17 protein-coding genes are annotated in these 15,896 nt (G+C 61.3%); 14 read left to right on the forward strand and 3 right to left on the reverse strand.

Annotated features, from left to right (window positions below; genetic code table 11):
- Positions 1-15 precede the first annotated feature (15 nt).
- The 10 genes from HGO40_RS18925 to HGO40_RS18970 all read left to right on the forward strand — a co-directional run bounded on the left by HGO40_RS18925 (position 16) and on the right by HGO40_RS18970 (position 8,929).
- Positions 16-264, forward strand: a complete 249-nt coding sequence (locus tag HGO40_RS18925) for a metallothionein (protein ID WP_250964255.1) — start codon at positions 16-18, stop codon at positions 262-264.
- A 526-nt stretch (positions 265-790) separates the two neighbouring features.
- Positions 791-1,168: a con-10 family general stress protein gene (locus HGO40_RS18930; RefSeq protein ID WP_186710506.1), complete on the forward strand. Its 378-nt coding sequence runs from the start codon at positions 791-793 to the stop codon at positions 1,166-1,168.
- 248 nt (positions 1,169-1,416) lie between these two features.
- Positions 1,417-2,298, forward strand: coding sequence for a manganese catalase family protein (locus HGO40_RS18935; RefSeq protein ID WP_250964256.1), 882 nt, complete (start codon positions 1,417-1,419; stop codon positions 2,296-2,298).
- 64 nt (positions 2,299-2,362) lie between these two features.
- Complete coding sequence (locus tag HGO40_RS18940; protein WP_250964257.1) at positions 2,363-3,292, forward strand: ZIP family metal transporter; 930 nt, start codon at positions 2,363-2,365, stop codon at positions 3,290-3,292.
- 153 nt (positions 3,293-3,445) lie between these two features.
- Positions 3,446-3,946, forward strand: coding sequence for a YciE/YciF ferroxidase family protein (locus tag HGO40_RS18945; protein WP_250964258.1), 501 nt, complete (start codon positions 3,446-3,448; stop codon positions 3,944-3,946).
- Positions 3,947-4,296: 350 nt separating this feature from the next.
- Positions 4,297-4,950 (forward strand): hypothetical protein, encoded by a 654-nt coding sequence (locus HGO40_RS18950; protein WP_250964259.1) that lies wholly within the window; start codon positions 4,297-4,299, stop codon positions 4,948-4,950.
- Positions 4,950-5,381, forward strand: coding sequence for a phage holin family protein (locus HGO40_RS18955; RefSeq protein ID WP_250964260.1), 432 nt, complete (start codon positions 4,950-4,952; stop codon positions 5,379-5,381). Before HGO40_RS18950 ends, HGO40_RS18955 begins: the two co-directional genes overlap by 1 nt.
- Entirely contained in the window at positions 5,378-6,187 is an 810-nt protein-coding gene (locus tag HGO40_RS18960; RefSeq protein ID WP_250964261.1) for a DUF3618 domain-containing protein, read from the forward strand. The genes HGO40_RS18955 and HGO40_RS18960 overlap by 4 nt, the downstream gene beginning before the upstream one ends.
- A 115-nt stretch (positions 6,188-6,302) precedes the next feature.
- Positions 6,303-7,709 (forward strand): saccharopine dehydrogenase C-terminal domain-containing protein, encoded by a 1,407-nt coding sequence (locus HGO40_RS18965; protein ID WP_250964262.1) that lies wholly within the window; start codon positions 6,303-6,305, stop codon positions 7,707-7,709.
- A gap of 215 nt (positions 7,710-7,924) precedes the next feature.
- Positions 7,925-8,929, forward strand: coding sequence for a hypothetical protein (locus HGO40_RS18970; RefSeq protein ID WP_250964263.1), 1,005 nt, complete (start codon positions 7,925-7,927; stop codon positions 8,927-8,929).
- Positions 8,930-8,938: 9 nt separating this feature from the next.
- On the opposite strand, the gene HGO40_RS18975 is transcribed toward HGO40_RS18970, so the two are convergent.
- Positions 8,939-9,133, reverse strand: a complete 195-nt coding sequence (locus HGO40_RS18975; RefSeq protein WP_053123348.1) for a hypothetical protein — start codon at positions 9,131-9,133, stop codon at positions 8,939-8,941.
- A 393-nt stretch (positions 9,134-9,526) separates the two neighbouring features.
- On the opposite strand from HGO40_RS18975, the gene glsB reads away from it, so the two are divergent.
- Entirely contained in the window at positions 9,527-10,435 is a 909-nt protein-coding gene (gene glsB / locus HGO40_RS18980) for a glutaminase B (RefSeq protein ID WP_250964264.1), read from the forward strand.
- Between the two features lie 216 nt (positions 10,436-10,651).
- Here the strand turns inward: glsB and HGO40_RS18985 are convergent, their stop codons facing one another.
- Both HGO40_RS18985 and HGO40_RS18990 read right to left on the reverse strand, forming a co-directional pair.
- Positions 10,652-10,981, reverse strand: a complete 330-nt coding sequence (locus tag HGO40_RS18985; RefSeq protein ID WP_186710489.1) for a hypothetical protein — start codon at positions 10,979-10,981, stop codon at positions 10,652-10,654.
- A 674-nt stretch (positions 10,982-11,655) separates the two neighbouring features.
- Positions 11,656-13,602, reverse strand: coding sequence for a DNA topoisomerase III (locus tag HGO40_RS18990; RefSeq protein ID WP_250964265.1), 1,947 nt, complete (start codon positions 13,600-13,602; stop codon positions 11,656-11,658).
- A 239-nt stretch (positions 13,603-13,841) separates the two neighbouring features.
- Here HGO40_RS18990 and HGO40_RS18995 point away from each other — a divergent pair, with 239 nt between their 5' ends.
- From HGO40_RS18995 to HGO40_RS19005, 3 genes are all read left to right on the forward strand, one after another.
- Entirely contained in the window at positions 13,842-14,249 is a 408-nt protein-coding gene (locus HGO40_RS18995) for a response regulator (protein ID WP_186710484.1), read from the forward strand.
- Between the two features lie 102 nt (positions 14,250-14,351).
- Entirely contained in the window at positions 14,352-14,873 is a 522-nt protein-coding gene (locus tag HGO40_RS19000; protein ID WP_250964266.1) for a sigma-70 family RNA polymerase sigma factor, read from the forward strand.
- Positions 14,870-15,829, forward strand: a complete 960-nt coding sequence (locus HGO40_RS19005) for a FecR domain-containing protein (RefSeq protein WP_250964267.1) — start codon at positions 14,870-14,872, stop codon at positions 15,827-15,829. Before HGO40_RS19000 ends, HGO40_RS19005 begins: the two co-directional genes overlap by 4 nt.
- Positions 15,830-15,896: the final 67 nt, after the last annotated feature.

Consider the following 15,896-nt stretch of genomic DNA (forward strand, 5'->3'; position numbering starts at 1 on the left):
CCCAGGGGAACGAACATGAGCGCGCTGCGTTGTGGCTGCCCCGGCTGCCATTGCGAGGTAGATCCCGAGCGGGTGTTCAATCATGACGGCGAGGCCTATTGCAGCCAGGCCTGCGCAGAACAACACCCCAATGGCGAGCCGTGTCCGGCGGCTGATTGTCATTGCGAACGAAGTGGCAAGGTCGGCGAGCGGGACATTACCAACAACCAACTGGATGAAGCACTGGAAGAAACGTTCCCGGCCAGTGACCCGATTTCACCCTGACATTGCTCTATCCGGGCATCGGCGACAGGGTGCCCGGACACCGCAAGCCGGTCAGTGCGGTGGTGCAAGACAACACCGGCAGCCCGCGAGTTTTGGCTTCCTGGAACGGCGCGAGGCTTGGGTGACGAGACCGGTGCAATGGGGTGCCGGCGCCACCGGGCCCTTGGCGGACGGCGTGGAAAGACACGCACTGTTTTTAATGTTGCAGCGCGGCAAAGGTGGGGGCGAGCTTGCGCGCGAGAGCGGTGTGTCAGTCGACATCAATGCAGGCTGATCCGACGCCATCGCGAGCAAGCTCGCTCCCACAGGTTTTTTCGCTGGACGAAGTTTTGGTATTTAACGCCGCTAATCAATCGCCGCTTGTTTAATAGGCTGGCGCAATAAATACCCGGGCAGTGGGAAGATAAATAAAGCTGTTGACCGTTCGTCGCCGTCTGCAGCTGTTTTTTAAAACCTTAACGGCGCCAAATTTTCCGAATAGGACGAGCCAACAGGTTCGTTGACATCAACTAACGAGGTGAATGAAATGGCTAACACAGGTAATAACAACCCTGGCAATTTCGCTAACGATCGTGAGAAGGCATCGGAAGCCGGGAAAAAAGGCGGCCAGGCATCGGGCGGCAACTTTGCCAACGATCCGGAACGCGCATCCGAGGCTGGACGCAAGGGTGGCCAGGCGTCGGGCGGTAACTTCGCCAACGATCCGGAACGTGCTGCAGAGGCCGGCCGTAAAGGCGGGCAAGCCTCGGGTGGTAATTTTGCCAACGACCCTGAGCGGGCTTCGGAAGCCGGCCGCAAAGGTGGCCAGGCCTCGGGTGGCAACTTTGCCAACGACCGGGAAAAAGCCTCCGAAGCTGGCAAGAAAGGCGGTGAAAATAGCCACGGTGGCGGTCGTAAATCGTAATGTCCCGTGGTCGCGCAGGTCCCGTGCCGTTGGCATGGGACCTGTTCCGACCTTGATATTAAAAGTCGGGTATTTATGCCCGGCTTTACTGATGTATTGATTGCTTAAAAGATGAGTGAGTTGCAATTAACCACTCGTCTTAGGTTTTGAACAAAAAACTAAATTTTATTCGTTTAACTTCTTCAGATTTTCATGGGCCTGTCGCCGACAGTGTGCCCATGACGTGTGCCTGAGCGAGGAGTTCAATCATGTTTCTACATAACAAACGATTGCAGTACACCGTGCGTGTCGCTGAGCCTAATCCTGGACTCGCCAACCTGCTGCTCGAGCAGTTCGGTGGTGCCCAGGGGGAATTGGCGGCGGCGTCGCGTTATTTCACCCAGGCCTTGTCCGAGGACGATCCAGGGCGCAAGGATCTGCTGATGGACATTGCCACCGAGGAACTCAGCCATCTGGAAGTGATCGGCTCGATCATCGTGATGTTGAACAAGGGGGCCAAGGGCAAGATGGCTGAAGGGGTGGAGATGGAGGGCCAACTGTACCGGGACATCAACGGTGCCGGTAACGACTCTCATATCACCAGCCTCCTGTACGGTGCCGGTTCGCCATTGACCAATTCCGCCGGGGTGCCGTGGACTGCCGCTTATGTGGACACGATCGGTGAGCCGACGGCGGACATGCGTTCCAACATCGCCGCTGAAGCCCGGGCAAAAATTGTCTATGAGCGATTGATGAACGTCACTGACGACCCGGGGGTAAAGGAAGCGTTGGGCTTTTTGATGACCCGTGAAATCGCCCATCAGTTGTCGTTCGAAAAAGCCTTGCATGCCATCCAGCCCAACTTCCCACAAGGTAAGCTGCCCGGCATGCCGGAGTTCACCAACGTGTATTTCAACATGTCCCAGGGTGAGCCTACCGTGCGGGGTCCATGGAACCAGGGCGAGGACTGGGAGTTCGTCGAGAATCCGGTTCCAGCGGTCGACGGTGGCGATGGCCTGGCCAGCGTCCAGTTGAGTGAAAAGGACGAAGCACTGTTGATGGACATGAAGGCGCGGACGATGTCCAACCCTGAAAGTAACCCCACCACAGGCGCCGACTTGGGTTCGGGGATGCAAGGTGACAAACTGTAAACAAATGGCGAGGGAGGCGACTCCCTCGCCTGATATTTCGAGCCAAGACCCGTAAGGACATTCGATGGACCAGCCCACTTCCCGGATTCGATCGCCCTGGCGCACTTGGCTGAACCCCGTGCAAGAGAATCTCTTGTTGGGGGTGACGTTCTGGCTCGGGCTGGCATTGGTGGCGGCGTTGTTGCTCTACAGTGGCTACAACGCCTTGGTGGGCGCCAATCGCCAAAACCTCGGCTACGCCGTGTTGGGCGGAACATCGGGTTTTGCCGCCACCGCGCTGGGGGCGATGATGGCGGTGGTGCTGCGGGATATCTCCTCGCGTACCCAGGACATCATGCTGGGGTTTGCCGCCGGCATGATGCTCGCCGCCAGTTCGTTCTCATTGATCCTGCCGGGCATCGAAGCGGCACAGATAATCTGTGGCAATCAGTTGCTCGCCGCGCTTGTCGTCGTGGTGGGCCTGGGGCTGGGCGTGGCCCTGATGATCGGCCTGGACCGTTTCGTGCCGCACGAACACGAACTCAGTGGCCGCCGTGGTCCCCAGGCCGAGCGGATCAATCGTGTCTGGTTGTTTGTACTTGCCATCACCTTGCACAACTTGCCGGAAGGCATGGCCATCGGCGTCAGTTTTGCCGACGGCGATTTCAAGGTCGGCTTACCCCTGACCACCGCTATTGCCATCCAGGACATTCCCGAGGGCCTGGCCATTGCCATGGCGCTGCGCGTCACCGGTATCAGCACCTTGCGTGCCGCGCTCATCGCGGTCGGTTCAGGGCTGATGGAGCCACTGGGGGCGGTGATCGGCCTGGGCATGTCGTCGGGCGTAGCCGTCGCGTACCCCATCAGCCTGGGGCTGGCGGCGGGGGCGATGATCTTCGTGGTCTCCCACGAGGTGATTCCCGAGACCCATCGCAACGGCCATGAAACCCCGGCCACCCTCGGCTTGATGATGGGCTTTGCGGTGATGATGTTTCTCGACACGGCGTTGGGTTGAGCGCGTCACCGATACCCTCTGTCAACGTTTCGGCAAATTTCTGGAACATCCGAAATTTCCCCTGGGTCAGTGTTGATGACAGGTGAAGCCGCCTCTGCCGGCTTCACCCCATCAACCTTTCGAGGCTCGCCTTCTGAACAGAGGAAGATTGAAATGGCCAGAAAAACCGTGACAGACCTGTTCATCCACGAACTGTCCGATGTCTACAGTGCTGAAAAACAGATCACCCGTGCCTTGCCGCGCATGGCTCGGGCCACCACCAACCCTTTGCTCGCACAAGCCTTTCACGATCACCTTGAGGAAACCCAAGGCCAGATTGAGCGCATCGATACCCTCGTCGAAGTGGCGGGGATCAAGCTCAAGCGCATGAAATGCATCGCCATGGAAGGACTGGTGGAAGAGTCCAAGGAGCTGATCGAGGAAATCGAAAAAGGCGCGGTGCTCGACGCGGGGCTGATCGGCGCGGCGCAGAAAGTCGAGCACTACGAAATCGCCAGTTACGGCACCTTGATCGCCATGGCCAAGCATTTGAACCTGGGCGATGAAGTGGTCGGCCTGCTGTTGGCGACCCTCAAGGAAGAAAAAGCCACCGACGAGAAACTCTCGAAGATTGCCGAGCAGGGCGGCAACCAGGCGGCGACGATGGCGTCCTGAGTTCGACGTCGCTTTTTTGTGGCGAGGGAGCTTGCTCCCGCTGGACTGCGCAGCAGTCCCAGGTTTTGGGGTTGAACGCAGAAATTATTGGGGCTGCTGCGCACCCCAGCGGGAGCAAGCTCCCTCGCCACAGGTTCTACGTGGATCGGGCATTGATGTTCACATCAGTGCCCATTTTTTTGCCGTAAAAACCCATCAAGCGGCTTCAACGACCACACGGCGTCCAGCCTTGAAACTCGTTGGAACTAGCCCGCATCGCGTCCCGTCATTTGTTCTGAGAGGCACTTATCCAGGCGTCGCTAAGCGACTGCCTGTCGTTGAGTTTTTCATCACGGAGGCGATGGACAGACATGACTATCCCGGACAACAACCCCGAGCGACAAAGCGGCACTTCAAGCCAAGGTCGGCCTGAGGAATCCCTGAACCACATCAAGGAGGACGTGAACGAAGCGATCGGCAGCGCCCGCGAGAAGGCCGATGCGCATTTCGGCCAGTACCGCGATACCGCGGCGGACCAGATCGATGCCTTGGCCCGTGGCGCCAAATCCGCCATGTCGGAGCTCGAAGCCAACGACACCCTCGGCTTATCCCATTATCTGGCGGACATGGCCGACTGCATGAGCGGCCTGGCCGGCAAATTGCGCAACAAGAGTGCCGAACAGTTGCTGCATGACGGTTCTCGCCTGGCGCGGGATAACCCCGGTCTGTTCCTCGCCGGCAGCATCGCGGTGGGCTTTGGGCTGTCGCGATTCCTCACGGCCGGTGCCTCGCCGGGCGCCACCGAGGCCGACGAACCCGCCGCCGGGCATTCAAACCCTCCCGCCGGAGGATTCGGCGCCCAGCGGCCTTTTGAATCGACCCCCGATCCCATCGGCCCCGGTGCCGCCACCCGCAGCGGCCTGGCCACCGGTGTCACCCCGACCTCACCGAGTGTCCAGGACCATCCCAGTGATTCAGCCACCGGCTCGCTGCCGGGTTCGGCCAATACCAGAGGAGAATTGTGATGAACCGACCAGACCCGGATATGCAGCGTACCGCCAGCGCCTCGACGCCCGAAAGCGATGCCTCGGTCATGGGGTTGCTCAGGCAATTGACCCACGAAGTCCCCTCGCTTTTCACCAAGGAATTGGCGCTGGCCAAGGCTGAATTCCAGGCGAGCCTCAACACGCTCAAGGCGGGCATCGCCGCGGTGGCCGGTGGCGCCATGGTGCTCATGGCCGGCTTCATCATCCTGTTGATGGCGGCGGTGTATGGCCTGAGTACGATGATGGCGCCCTGGCTGGCGGCGCTGATCGTCGGCGTCGTGGTGATGATCATTGGTTTTGTCATGGTCCAGTCGGGCAAGAAACAATTCGAACCGTCCCACTTCAAGCCTGACCGACCGCTCGAGGCCTTGAACAAAGATCAGGAAGCCCTGCGGAGGAAAGCCTCATGAAGGATGAATTCAAAACCGAATCCGAAAAGAGCCCAGAGGCCATCGAGCGTGAAATCGACGAGCAGCGCGCCCATATCAGCCATATCGTCGACGCCTTGGGCAGCAAGTTCACGCCAGGGCAAATGCTGGATCAGGCCCTGGGGCTCGTGAAGGGAAATGGCGCCGAGTTTTTCGGCAACCTGGGCACTACGGTGCGCAACAACCCGGTGCCGACCTTGTTGACCACGGTTGGCTTGTGCTGGCTGATGCTCGGCCAGAACCATCCGCCACGGGGGGGGTATCGCGTCGGGCCGGACCAGGATTCCAGCGGTTGGAGCGAAGGGCTTGTCGGTGGCCTGGACAGTGCGCGAGAGCACCTGCACAGCGGCAGTGATTCGTTGCGCGAAGGCTTTCACCATCTCAAGGACACAGCTGCGCACCTGGCGGACGACGTGGGCGCCAGCGCCCGGCATGCCCGGCACAGCGCTCATCAGGCGGGCGAGCGCATGGCCCAAGGGTCGCAGCACCTGGGCGATGAGTTCAGCCGTCTGCTCAAGGAGCAGCCGTTGATGATGGCGGCGGCGGGTATCGCCCTCGGGGCGATGCTGGGCGCGGCGTTGCCCAGCACCTCTACCGAACAGCGAACGATGGGCAAGACCAGCGCCGACCTGGCCGACAAGGTCAAGCGCACGGCGCGGGAGGGTTATGAAACGGTGCGCGATACGGTGAGCAAGACCACCGAACACCGTGACGAGCCCGCCGTTACGCCGGCCAACGGGCGGGCCCACTCCGGCACGGATCTGTCCGGTGGGCTGGGCACTTCGTAGGCGCACGCGGGGTGCGGCGCAGGGCGCTCTGCGCCGCACCTGTCAACCTTGACAGTAGCCTCGATCACCGTTCGGTTATTTCATGGGCCGTACACCCTTCTCAAGGAGGCAGCACATGAAACGTCAGGTCCCGTTCACCGGCCGTCTGATCTTCATCGGCTTCGGCTCCATCGCCCGGGCCACGTTGCCCTTGCTGCTGGGGCAGGATCACGTCGAGATCAAGCAGATCACCGTCATCGCACCGGTGATCGATCAAAACATCTGGTTCAAGGAGCGGGGAATCCGTTTTATCCCCAAGGCCCTGACCCGACGAACCTATGCACAAATCCTGGATCGCTTCGTCAAGCGTGGTGATTTCATCGTCAACCTGTCCGTCGAGGTCAGTTCCCTGGACCTCATGGCGTACGCGTTCGAGAAGGGCGCGCTGTACCTCGACACCTGCGTCGAGCCGTGGGCGGGAGGCTACCAGGATCCGCACTTGGACCTTTCCCATCGGACCAACTACGCGTTGCGCTATCAAGTGCTGGGCCTGCGCAAAAAACTGGGCAAAGGCCCGACGGCCGTGGTGGCCCATGGCGCCAATCCCGGTTTGATCACCCATTTGCTCAAGGCCGGGCTGGTGGAACTGGCGACGCAATTGAAGCAGCCGCTGCCGCAAGAACCGGGCGGTGTGGACTGGGCCAGGCTGAGCATGGCGTTGGGAATCAAGGTCATTCATTTTGCCGAACGCGACAGCCAACGCTCCCAGCGTCCCAAGGCAGACGACGAGTTCGTCAACACCTGGTCGGTGGAGGGGTTCATCAGTGAGGGCCGTCAGCCGGCCGAGTTGGGTTGGGGCTCCCATGAACGGACTTGGCCAACGGCTGCCCGGCGTCATGGTTTCGGGAGCCGCAACGCGATCTATCTGGAACGCCCGAGCGCCAGCGTCTTGATCAAGACCTGGACGCCGGTGGGCGGGCCATGCCTGGGGCTGATGATCACCCACCACGAAACCGCTTCGACGGCCGATTTGCTGACCGTGAAAGACCAGCGCAAGTTGGTGTATCGACCGACCCTGCATTACGCCTATCACCCCTGCAACGATGCCTGGCTTTCTGTCCATGAGCTGATCGGTCGTGGCTGGGAAACCCAGGCTCGGCAGCGGATCCTCAACGGCGAAATCGACCCCGGTGGGGTGGATGCCCTGGGGGTCTTGTTGATGGGGCATGAAATGAACGCCTACTGGTTCGGTTCGGTGTTGAGCATTGACGAGGCGAGGGCCCTGGTGCCTTTCAATAACGCCACCAGCCTGCAAGTGGCGGCCGGTGTCATGGCGGGAATCGTCTGGGCCATTGAACATCCGGATCGTGGCATCGTCGAGCCGGAACAAATGGACTATGAGCGCGTGCTGGAAGTCGCCCGGCCTTACCTGGGGACGTTGGTGGGCAAACGCACCGATTGGACGCCGACCGGTGCCCTTCACAAGGCTCGCGGGGATGGTGCGGCCGATGATTGGCAATTCGAGCATTTCACCCGGTTCTGAGAGATACACAATCCCTGTGGGAGCGAGCTTGCTCGCGATAGCGCCAGTTCAGTCGATGATGAAGTGACTGACAGGACGCCATCGCGAGCAAGCTCGCTCCCACAGGGAATCGCGGTGTTTTGGCGTGTTTGGGCCGGATCCCTGTTCATCGCGACCTATACTCACCCCCATGGATGACAGGAATCCGGGGTGGCGCGACTGTGCGGCGTTCGCTGATGTTGGCCGTTGTGCTCGTTCTGGCGGGGTGCGCCACGCCACAGCGCGGTCCACCGGTTGCCACGGTGATGATTGCCCAGGACACCTGGCGACAGGTAGACCAGCAGATCATCGCGGCGTCGAAGAGCGCCCTCGAACAGGCGGCCGTCTATGCACGCGGGTCGATGGAGCATTGGCGCGTGTTGGTGTATGAACGCACCGAGGCTGAATTCATCCCTTGGTTCAGCAGCTACTGGACCCAGGAATGGCTGGCGGTGAAGGTCAGTTGGTACGCGGCCAGTGCCGAGGGCGAGGCGGATTCTTCGGCCAAGCGCCTGGCGGTTTACCTGCAGGAGCAATATCGCGAGCAGGTGCTGGCGCCGGTGGCGGTGGAAATCGATCCCGAGGCGATCAGGGCCAACGCGACGGGCTACTACCTCCGTCAGCTCAATCAACCGGCCCAGGTCATCGCCCAGCGGCATCGAATCCCGAACGAGCTGATGAACCGACGCCTGCATGGCATCCCTGCCATCCGCCTGGGTCCGCCGGCGGCGCGAGATGCTTCGTTGTACGAGATGGTTCACGCCGAGCCGCTGAACACCTTGCCGGCCTATGCGGCCCTGATCGATCACGTCAACAAGGCTGCAAGCACGGGGGCCGGGCCATCGGAGGCGGTGATTGCAACGGTGGCGCAACGCACCAGCGAAAAAATCGAGGCCCAGTTCGCCACGCGTGGGGCGACCGGTGCGGCGGCGGCCGTGGCCGGGAAGGCGGCCGGGGCGTTGATTTCGGTGGGCGTGGCGGGTATTCGCGCGATCATCCACGAGGGTGAGCGGCCGGAAATGGAGACGCAGATCCGCAAGAGCCTGAGCGCGGCGTTCGACGAAGCCTGGTTCAAGTCACTCAAGCATCCCCTCAGCGGGGTGATGGCACCGGTGTATTACCTGGACGAGGAAATCAAAGGCAACCTGGTGGAGGCGGACCTGGCCAATCGAGCGGTGGTCTTGCCGGACCTCAAGCCATGACAGGCCGACTCATTCCGAGCCGAGGGTGACGCGACAACCCTTGCGATGGCGGATCTGTTCGTCCGATGGACGCTCCTTGATGAACTCGAAGCGCGGTTCGCCTTCGCTGTAGATCACCAGCCAGCCCCATTCCAGTTCGCTTTCATCCTGCCCGGGCTGGGGCGGCGAGGCCCACCAGGGTTCTTTTTGCATGATCTGACGCATCGTCTACTCCTGCCGATTGATCCTTTGAACTATAGACCGCTCGATTCGACCACCAGCGCCACTGAAAATGCTTGCATTCATTGCGGCGAACACGGCTGTTGTGGCGAGGGAGCTTGCTCCCGCTGGGGCGCGTTGTAGGAGCTGTGTAGAAGCTGTGTAGGAGCTGACGAGTGCAACGAGGCTGCGATCTTTTTCCGGACACTTGAATCTCAAGCGAAAGATCAAGATCAAGATCAAAAGATCGCAGCCTTCGGCAGCTCCTACCATAGCCCAGCGGGAGCAAGCTCCCTCGCCACGTTTTTTCCTCGCAACTCAGTGTGCTCTGACCCCGCCCACCAGCGTCTAGCGTCTGTATCCCCGCACTCGAACGGGGAATGACTGGACCCCGCGCATATGCAAGCACTGTTGAACGAGATCCTCGATGCGGTTCGCCCCCTGATCGGTCAGGGCAAGGTAGCCGACTACATTCCTGCCCTGGGCACCGTGGTGCCCAATCAGTTGGGCATTGCCGTGTACGGCAATGATGGCGAGTTGTATTACGCCGGCGACGCTGAAACAGCGTTTTCAGTGCAGAGTATTTCCAAGGTGTTCAGCCTGGTGCAGGCCATCGGGCATTCCGGCGAAGCGATCTGGGAGCGCCTGGGCCATGAGCCCTCCGGCCAGCCTTTCAACTCCCTGGTGCAATTGGAATTCGAGCGCGGCCGCCCGCGTAACCCGTTCATCAATGCCGGTGCGTTGGTGATCTGCGATATCAACCAGTCCCGTTTCGCCGCGCCAGCGCTGTCGATGCGCGATTTCGTGCGCCGCCTGTCGGGTAACCCCCAGGTGATGGTGGACGGCAAGGTCGCCGAGTCGGAGTACCAGCACCGCGCCCGCAACGCGGCGATGGCGTACCTGATGCAATCATTCGGCAACTTCCACAATGACGTGGAAGCGGTGCTGCGCAGTTATTTCAGCCACTGCGCCCTGCGGATGAGCTGCATCGACCTGGCGCGGGCGTTCTGCTTCCAGGCCAACGACGGGTTCTGCAAACACAGCGGCGAACAGATCCTCAGCGCCCGGCAGACCCAGCAGGTCAATTCCATCATGGCCACCAGCGGTCTGTACGATGAGGCCGGCAATTTCGCTTATCGCGTCGGCCTGCCGGGCAAGAGTGGTGTCGGTGGCGGGATTGTCGCCGTGGTGCCGGGCCGGTTCACCGTCTGCGTCTGGTCGCCGGAACTCAACGCCGCCGGCAACTCCCTGGCCGGCATGGCGGCGCTGGAGATGATGAGCCAGCGCATTGGCTGGTCGGTGTTCTAGTGGCCTGTGTGGCTAATTCGTGCACTCAACTTCGGCGCCAGAACTTGCCAGCCTGCGTTGCCATTCCTCGCCGTAGCGGGCTACGACTCGTCATGGCGCCTTGCCTGGCAAGCCCTGGCACTCGAATTTGAGTACTCGAATTAACCGTACAGCCACTAGTCTCACAAAAAACGGGCCCGCTCCTGGTTCAGGCGCGGGCCCTTTTGTTAGGGGATTTCAGCAGAGGCGGTCGATAACCCGGACCTCGGACGTGTTCTGCATCGATTGCCAGGCCTGGGTCAGCGTTTGCAGCACGCGGCCCATGAAGTCTTTGTCAGCCGCGGCCTTCTTGCCCACGTAGCCCTGGCCACGGCGGTACATCTTCAGCCGGGCGCACAGCTCTTGCGTGTTCTTTTCGAACTCGTCTTCTTGGGTGTAGGGCGACAGGCAGTCCATACGCACCTGGCCAGTCTTGCTGATCCACAGGATATGGCTGTCGAGTGTGTCCTTGTGTGCGGCGAACATGCGAGCCAGTTCATCAATAGATGGTTGATTGTTCAGATTCATGTGTAAGCCCCTTGACCATTTGGTTGATCTGTCTGGTGGTTCGCAAAAAACTTCGCTACTCGGTAAGTGCCTGCCTGCTACCGAAACCAGGCCGTCAGCGTTCGTCCGTCTGACTTCGACGGTGTCGTGCATCGGTTGTGTAGTGTTATCGAAGGGCTGCTACGCAAATGCGCTACAACGAAGAGAAACAGCGAAGAATCTCAGGCAGTGTCAACTTTCGAGGGTCGACCACGCGCGTCATGAGGATCTTCGCTAGCGTTTCTCGTCCTCGTTACCGGACGGTCATGCCAGGTCAGCACCTTCAATCTGCCTTGTGGGCAGTCCCTTATCCAAAAAACAGCTCGGCGGTCAGACGAGCTTGCTCAAACAGTTGCCTGTACTCCCGATCGGGGAGACGTCTGCATCATGCAAGGGCAAATCGGAGGCGTCAACGGTTTTGTAGTGATTATTTTTGGTCACTACATATTGTCGGACAAAACGGTTTGGGTATGAAAAATGGCCGCGAGTGATCACCCGTGGCGAGGGAGCTTGCTCCCGCTGGGGCGCGAAGCGGCCCTTGAAACCAGGCCTTCGGGTTTCAATCCGGGTGTGCATATAGACTTTTGGGGCTGCTGCGCAGCCCAGCGGGAGCAAGCTCCCTCGCCACAAGGGGTTATCGCTGGGTTCGGCTTCCCTCAGGTTGCCCTGGCTTTAGTGGCCTTGCGCGGTGCACCGCTAGCCTTGCGCTTGGCCGGCTTGCGCTTGTTTTTCCACGGTGTTGCGCCACGCCCGGCGGGGCTGGCCGGGCCGCTGATGGTCAGGCTCATGCCCTGGCAGCGGGCGACGTGCTTGCTCATCCAGGCGGCTTGCCGGGTGACGAATTCTTCCAGGCTCATTTCTCCGCTTTGCACCATGTCCAGGGCTTGTTCCCAGATAGCGGTGGTGCCTGGGTCGGCGATGGCCCGGGGCACGGCGTCGATGAGGCTGAAGGCCGCCGGGGTGGCGGACAGGGCCTTGCCGTTTTTCACCAGGTAACCGCGGTCGAGCAGCCCTTGGATGATCGAGGCCCGGGTCGCTTCGGTGCCGATGCCGGTGGTGTCCTTGAGCTTCTGCTTGAGCAACGGGTCCTCCACCAGCTTGGCGACGTTCTTCATCGCCTTGATCAGGTCGCCTTCGGTGAAGGGCTTGGGTGGCTGGGTCCAGAGGTCCTTGGGTTTCACTTCGTCCACCGCGCAATCGCGACCTTCGGCCAATGCCGGCAGGACCTGCGGCGCCGGTGCTTCACGTCCCCTGGCCGGCGCCAGTGCTTCGGGCAGGGCGCGTTTCCAGCCGGGCTCGACGATCTGCTTGCCCACGGCACGCAGCGCCTGGCCGGCACAGTCGAAGTCGGCCTGGGTCCGGTCGTACTCGTGGTTGGGCAGGAACTGCGCCAGGTAGCGCGCGCGAATCAGCGTATAGACCGCGCGCTGCTTGCCGGCGAGTTTGTCCAGGTTCCTGGCGGCGGCGGTGGGAATGATGCCGTGGTGGGCGCTGACCTTGGCGTCGTTCCAGGCCCGGGACTTGCGCTGCGCCTGCAAATGCTCGCGCAGTGGCGCGAGGCTGGGGTCGGCCGTGGCGAGGGCGGCCAGGATGGCCGGTGCTTCGCTGTGCTGGCTCAAGGGCAGGAAACCGCAATCGCTGCGCGGATAGGTGATGAGCTTGTAGGTCTCGTAGAGCGACTGGGCGATGTCCAGGGTTTCCTGGGCGCCGAGGCCGAGCTTCTTCGAGCAGACTTCCTGCAGGGTGCCCAGGTCGAAGGGCAACGGCGCCGCTTCGTGCAGGCGCTCGGTACGTACTTTCAGCGTCCGGGCGGTGGTGGCGTTGCCCATGGCCTGGGCGGCGTCCCGGGCCAGGGCCTGGTTCAGGCAGCGCTCCTGGTCGTCGCAGGCATCCGGGTCGGCGCGCCACTGGGCGGTAAACGCCGTGCCGTCGTGGCTGAGCTGCACGTCGATGGCCCAATAGGCGACGGGCACGAAGTGGGCGATGCTGCGGTCGCGGTCCACCACCAGTCGCAGCGTCGGTGTCTGCACGCGACCGACCGGCAACACGCCCTGGTAGCCGGACTGGCGCCCCAGCAACGTGAACAGGCGACTCATGTTCATGCCGATCAACCAGTCGGCCCGGGAGCGACCCAGGGCCGAGTGATACAGGTTGAAGGTTTCGACCCCCGGTTTGAGGGCGGCCAGGGCCTTGCGGATCGACGCTTCGTCCAGGGCCGACAACCATAACCGCTGGATCGGCCCGCGATAACGGCAATGTTCTACCAGCTCCCGGGCGATCATTTCGCCCTCACGGTCGGCGTCGGTGGCGATCACCAGTTCTTTCGCTTCTCCCAACAGGCGCTTGACCGCCTTGTACTGGCTGGCGGATTTCGGCTTGACGGACATTTTCCATTGCGCCGGCACGATGGGCAGGACGGCCAGGACCCAGCGCTTGTAGCGCGCGTCGTAGGCATCGGGTGGAGCGGGTTCCAGCAGGGGGCCGATGCACCAGGTGACCGTGATGCCCGGGCCCAGCCAGCAACCGTCGCCACGGCGCGTGGCACCGAGTACGGCGGCGATGTCCTTGGCCTGGGACGGTTTTTCACACAGGTACAGCTGCATAGCGCCCTTTTCCTGAAGCAGATTTCATGGGCTGTAGCATGGTCATGGATGGGCGCCAGGGCAAGTTTTATCTGTATGGATATACAGATAAAAGCGTTGCGCTGCGTTGCCAAGGGGGCTGGCGTGACATTCGGCGGTCGGTTGGCACGCAGAATGAATTTCTCGAAAGGGTATCGCTCATAACTTCAAGGCGGTTGAAACCGCAAAGAAGGTTTATGAGGTCAAGGAGAGTCACTTTCATGAATTCGATGCCAAATGGCGACGGCCAGGCGACTACACGTTTGATTCTCGTTGTGGAAGATGATCCAACCATTCTGGAGTTCCTCTGTGAAATCCTCGAGGACGAAGGGTTCGTCGTGGAGCCTCGGGAAAGCGCCGATGCGGCGTTGACGTTCCTCGAAGAAAGCGCCCACTACGTCGATCTGTTGCTCACGGACATCACCATGCCCGGCAAGATCGACGGTGCGGAGCTGGCCAACCTCACGGGGGATCGCTGGCCGCAGATCCCGCTGTTGATCATGTCTGGTTTCGAGACGCCGGAAAGCGCCGGAATCAAGCACCACGCGTCGTTCATTGCCAAGCCTTGGGCCTTGGGACAGATGTTGGACCTGGTGGAGAGCACGGTGAAAAATCACTCGATCAACTGAGTGATTCCAGAGAGGGGGAGTGTCCGGGCACGTTTGGGTTGCAAGCGGCGGTGGTGTCTATGACAATGCGAGTCATTATCAGTCGCGAATTATTCCATTGCCATGCCCGCCAACGATCTGACCCTACGCAGTGCTGTCGACGTTCTGTACAGTGATCATCACAGTTGGCTCCAGGGCTGGTTGCGCAAGCGCTTGGGCAATGCCTTCGATGCGGCTGACCTGACCCAGGATACGTTTGTGCGGGTCATCAAGGCGCGCACGGCGCTGGATATCCGCGAGCCGCGCCCGTACCTGTCGATGATCGCCAAAGGGCTGTTGATCGACCTGTTTCGCCGCCGCTCGCTGGAACAATCCTACCTCGAAGCATTGGCCGCCATGCCGCAAGAGCAGCACCCCTCGCTGGAAGAGCAGGCGATCCTGCTCCAGGCCCTGATGGAGATCGATCGTCTGCTCCTGGGATTGGGGCCGCGCGTCAGGCAGGCGTTCATCCTGTCGCAGTTCGATGGCCTGACCTATCCGCAAATTGCCGAGCGCCTGGGCGTCAGCGTCCGCACGGTCAACAATCACATGGCCAAGGCCATGGAGCATTGCTGCCTCATGCAAATTCAATTGCAGCTTTCATGAACCTGCCGCCCGAAGAATTGCAAGCCATCCGTGTGGCGGCACGGTGGTACGCCCGGCTGAATTCCGGGATTGCCACCGACGCGGACCGGGCCGATTGGCGCGCCTGGCTGGCTGCCGATCCGTTGCACGGCCAGGCCTGGCAGCGCATGGCCGCGGTGGCCGAGCAAATGGCGAGTGTGCCGGGCGCCCTGGCGGCACCGACCTTGAGCGACACCCACCAGCGCTCCCGCCGCCAAGTGTTGCGCAGCGCCTTGCTGCTGACATCCGCTGGCGGCCTGGGTTGGTTGAGCTGGCGCAGCCAGGCCACGCAGAACCTGCTTTGCGATTACCGCACGGCGGTGGGCGAGCGTCGCGAGGTCCAGTTGGCCGATGGCAGCACGCTCATGCTCAACACCGACACCTCGATCAATGTTCGTTTCGATGGACAGCAGCGGCGCCTGGAACTGTTGCGGGGTGAGGTGCTCGTGACGACGGCGGTCGTTCCCCAGCGCCGTCCGTTCAAGGTGGTCACGGGGCCGGCCGAGGTGCTGGCCCTGGGCACGCGTTTCATTGTCCGTAGCCAGGCGCGGGGCGGTGAAGTGGCGGTGCTGGAGAAAGCGGTCGAGGTGAGCCTGCCAGCACGTGGAGCAAGTATGCGCGTCGAGGCCGGCCAGCGCCTGGATTTCAATGAGCGTTCGTTAGGGACGCTACGCGGCAACGATGTGTCGGTGGGGGCCTGGCAGAAGGGAAGCATTATCGCCATTGACCGTCCCCTGGCGGCGCTGTTGGATGAACTGTCGCGTTACCGTCCCGGCGTGCTGCGTTGGGACCCGGCGATTGGCGACTTGAAGGTGACCGGTGTATTTCCCGTCGATGACACTGATCTCGCCCTGGCCGCGCTGGAAAGTGGCTTTTCGTTGCGGGTGACCCGCTACAGCCGATTCTGGGTCCAGGTCGCCGGTGGCGATCGGCGCTGATGCTGCGTAATAAAAAAACCAACCCTTGCACTTTTCATCCTCATCGTTCGGCTCTTCCTCAGTGAGT

The sequence above is a fragment of the Pseudomonas sp. CG7 genome, assembly GCF_023701885.1.
Lineage (GTDB): Bacteria > Pseudomonadota > Gammaproteobacteria > Pseudomonadales > Pseudomonadaceae > Aquipseudomonas > Aquipseudomonas zanjanensis.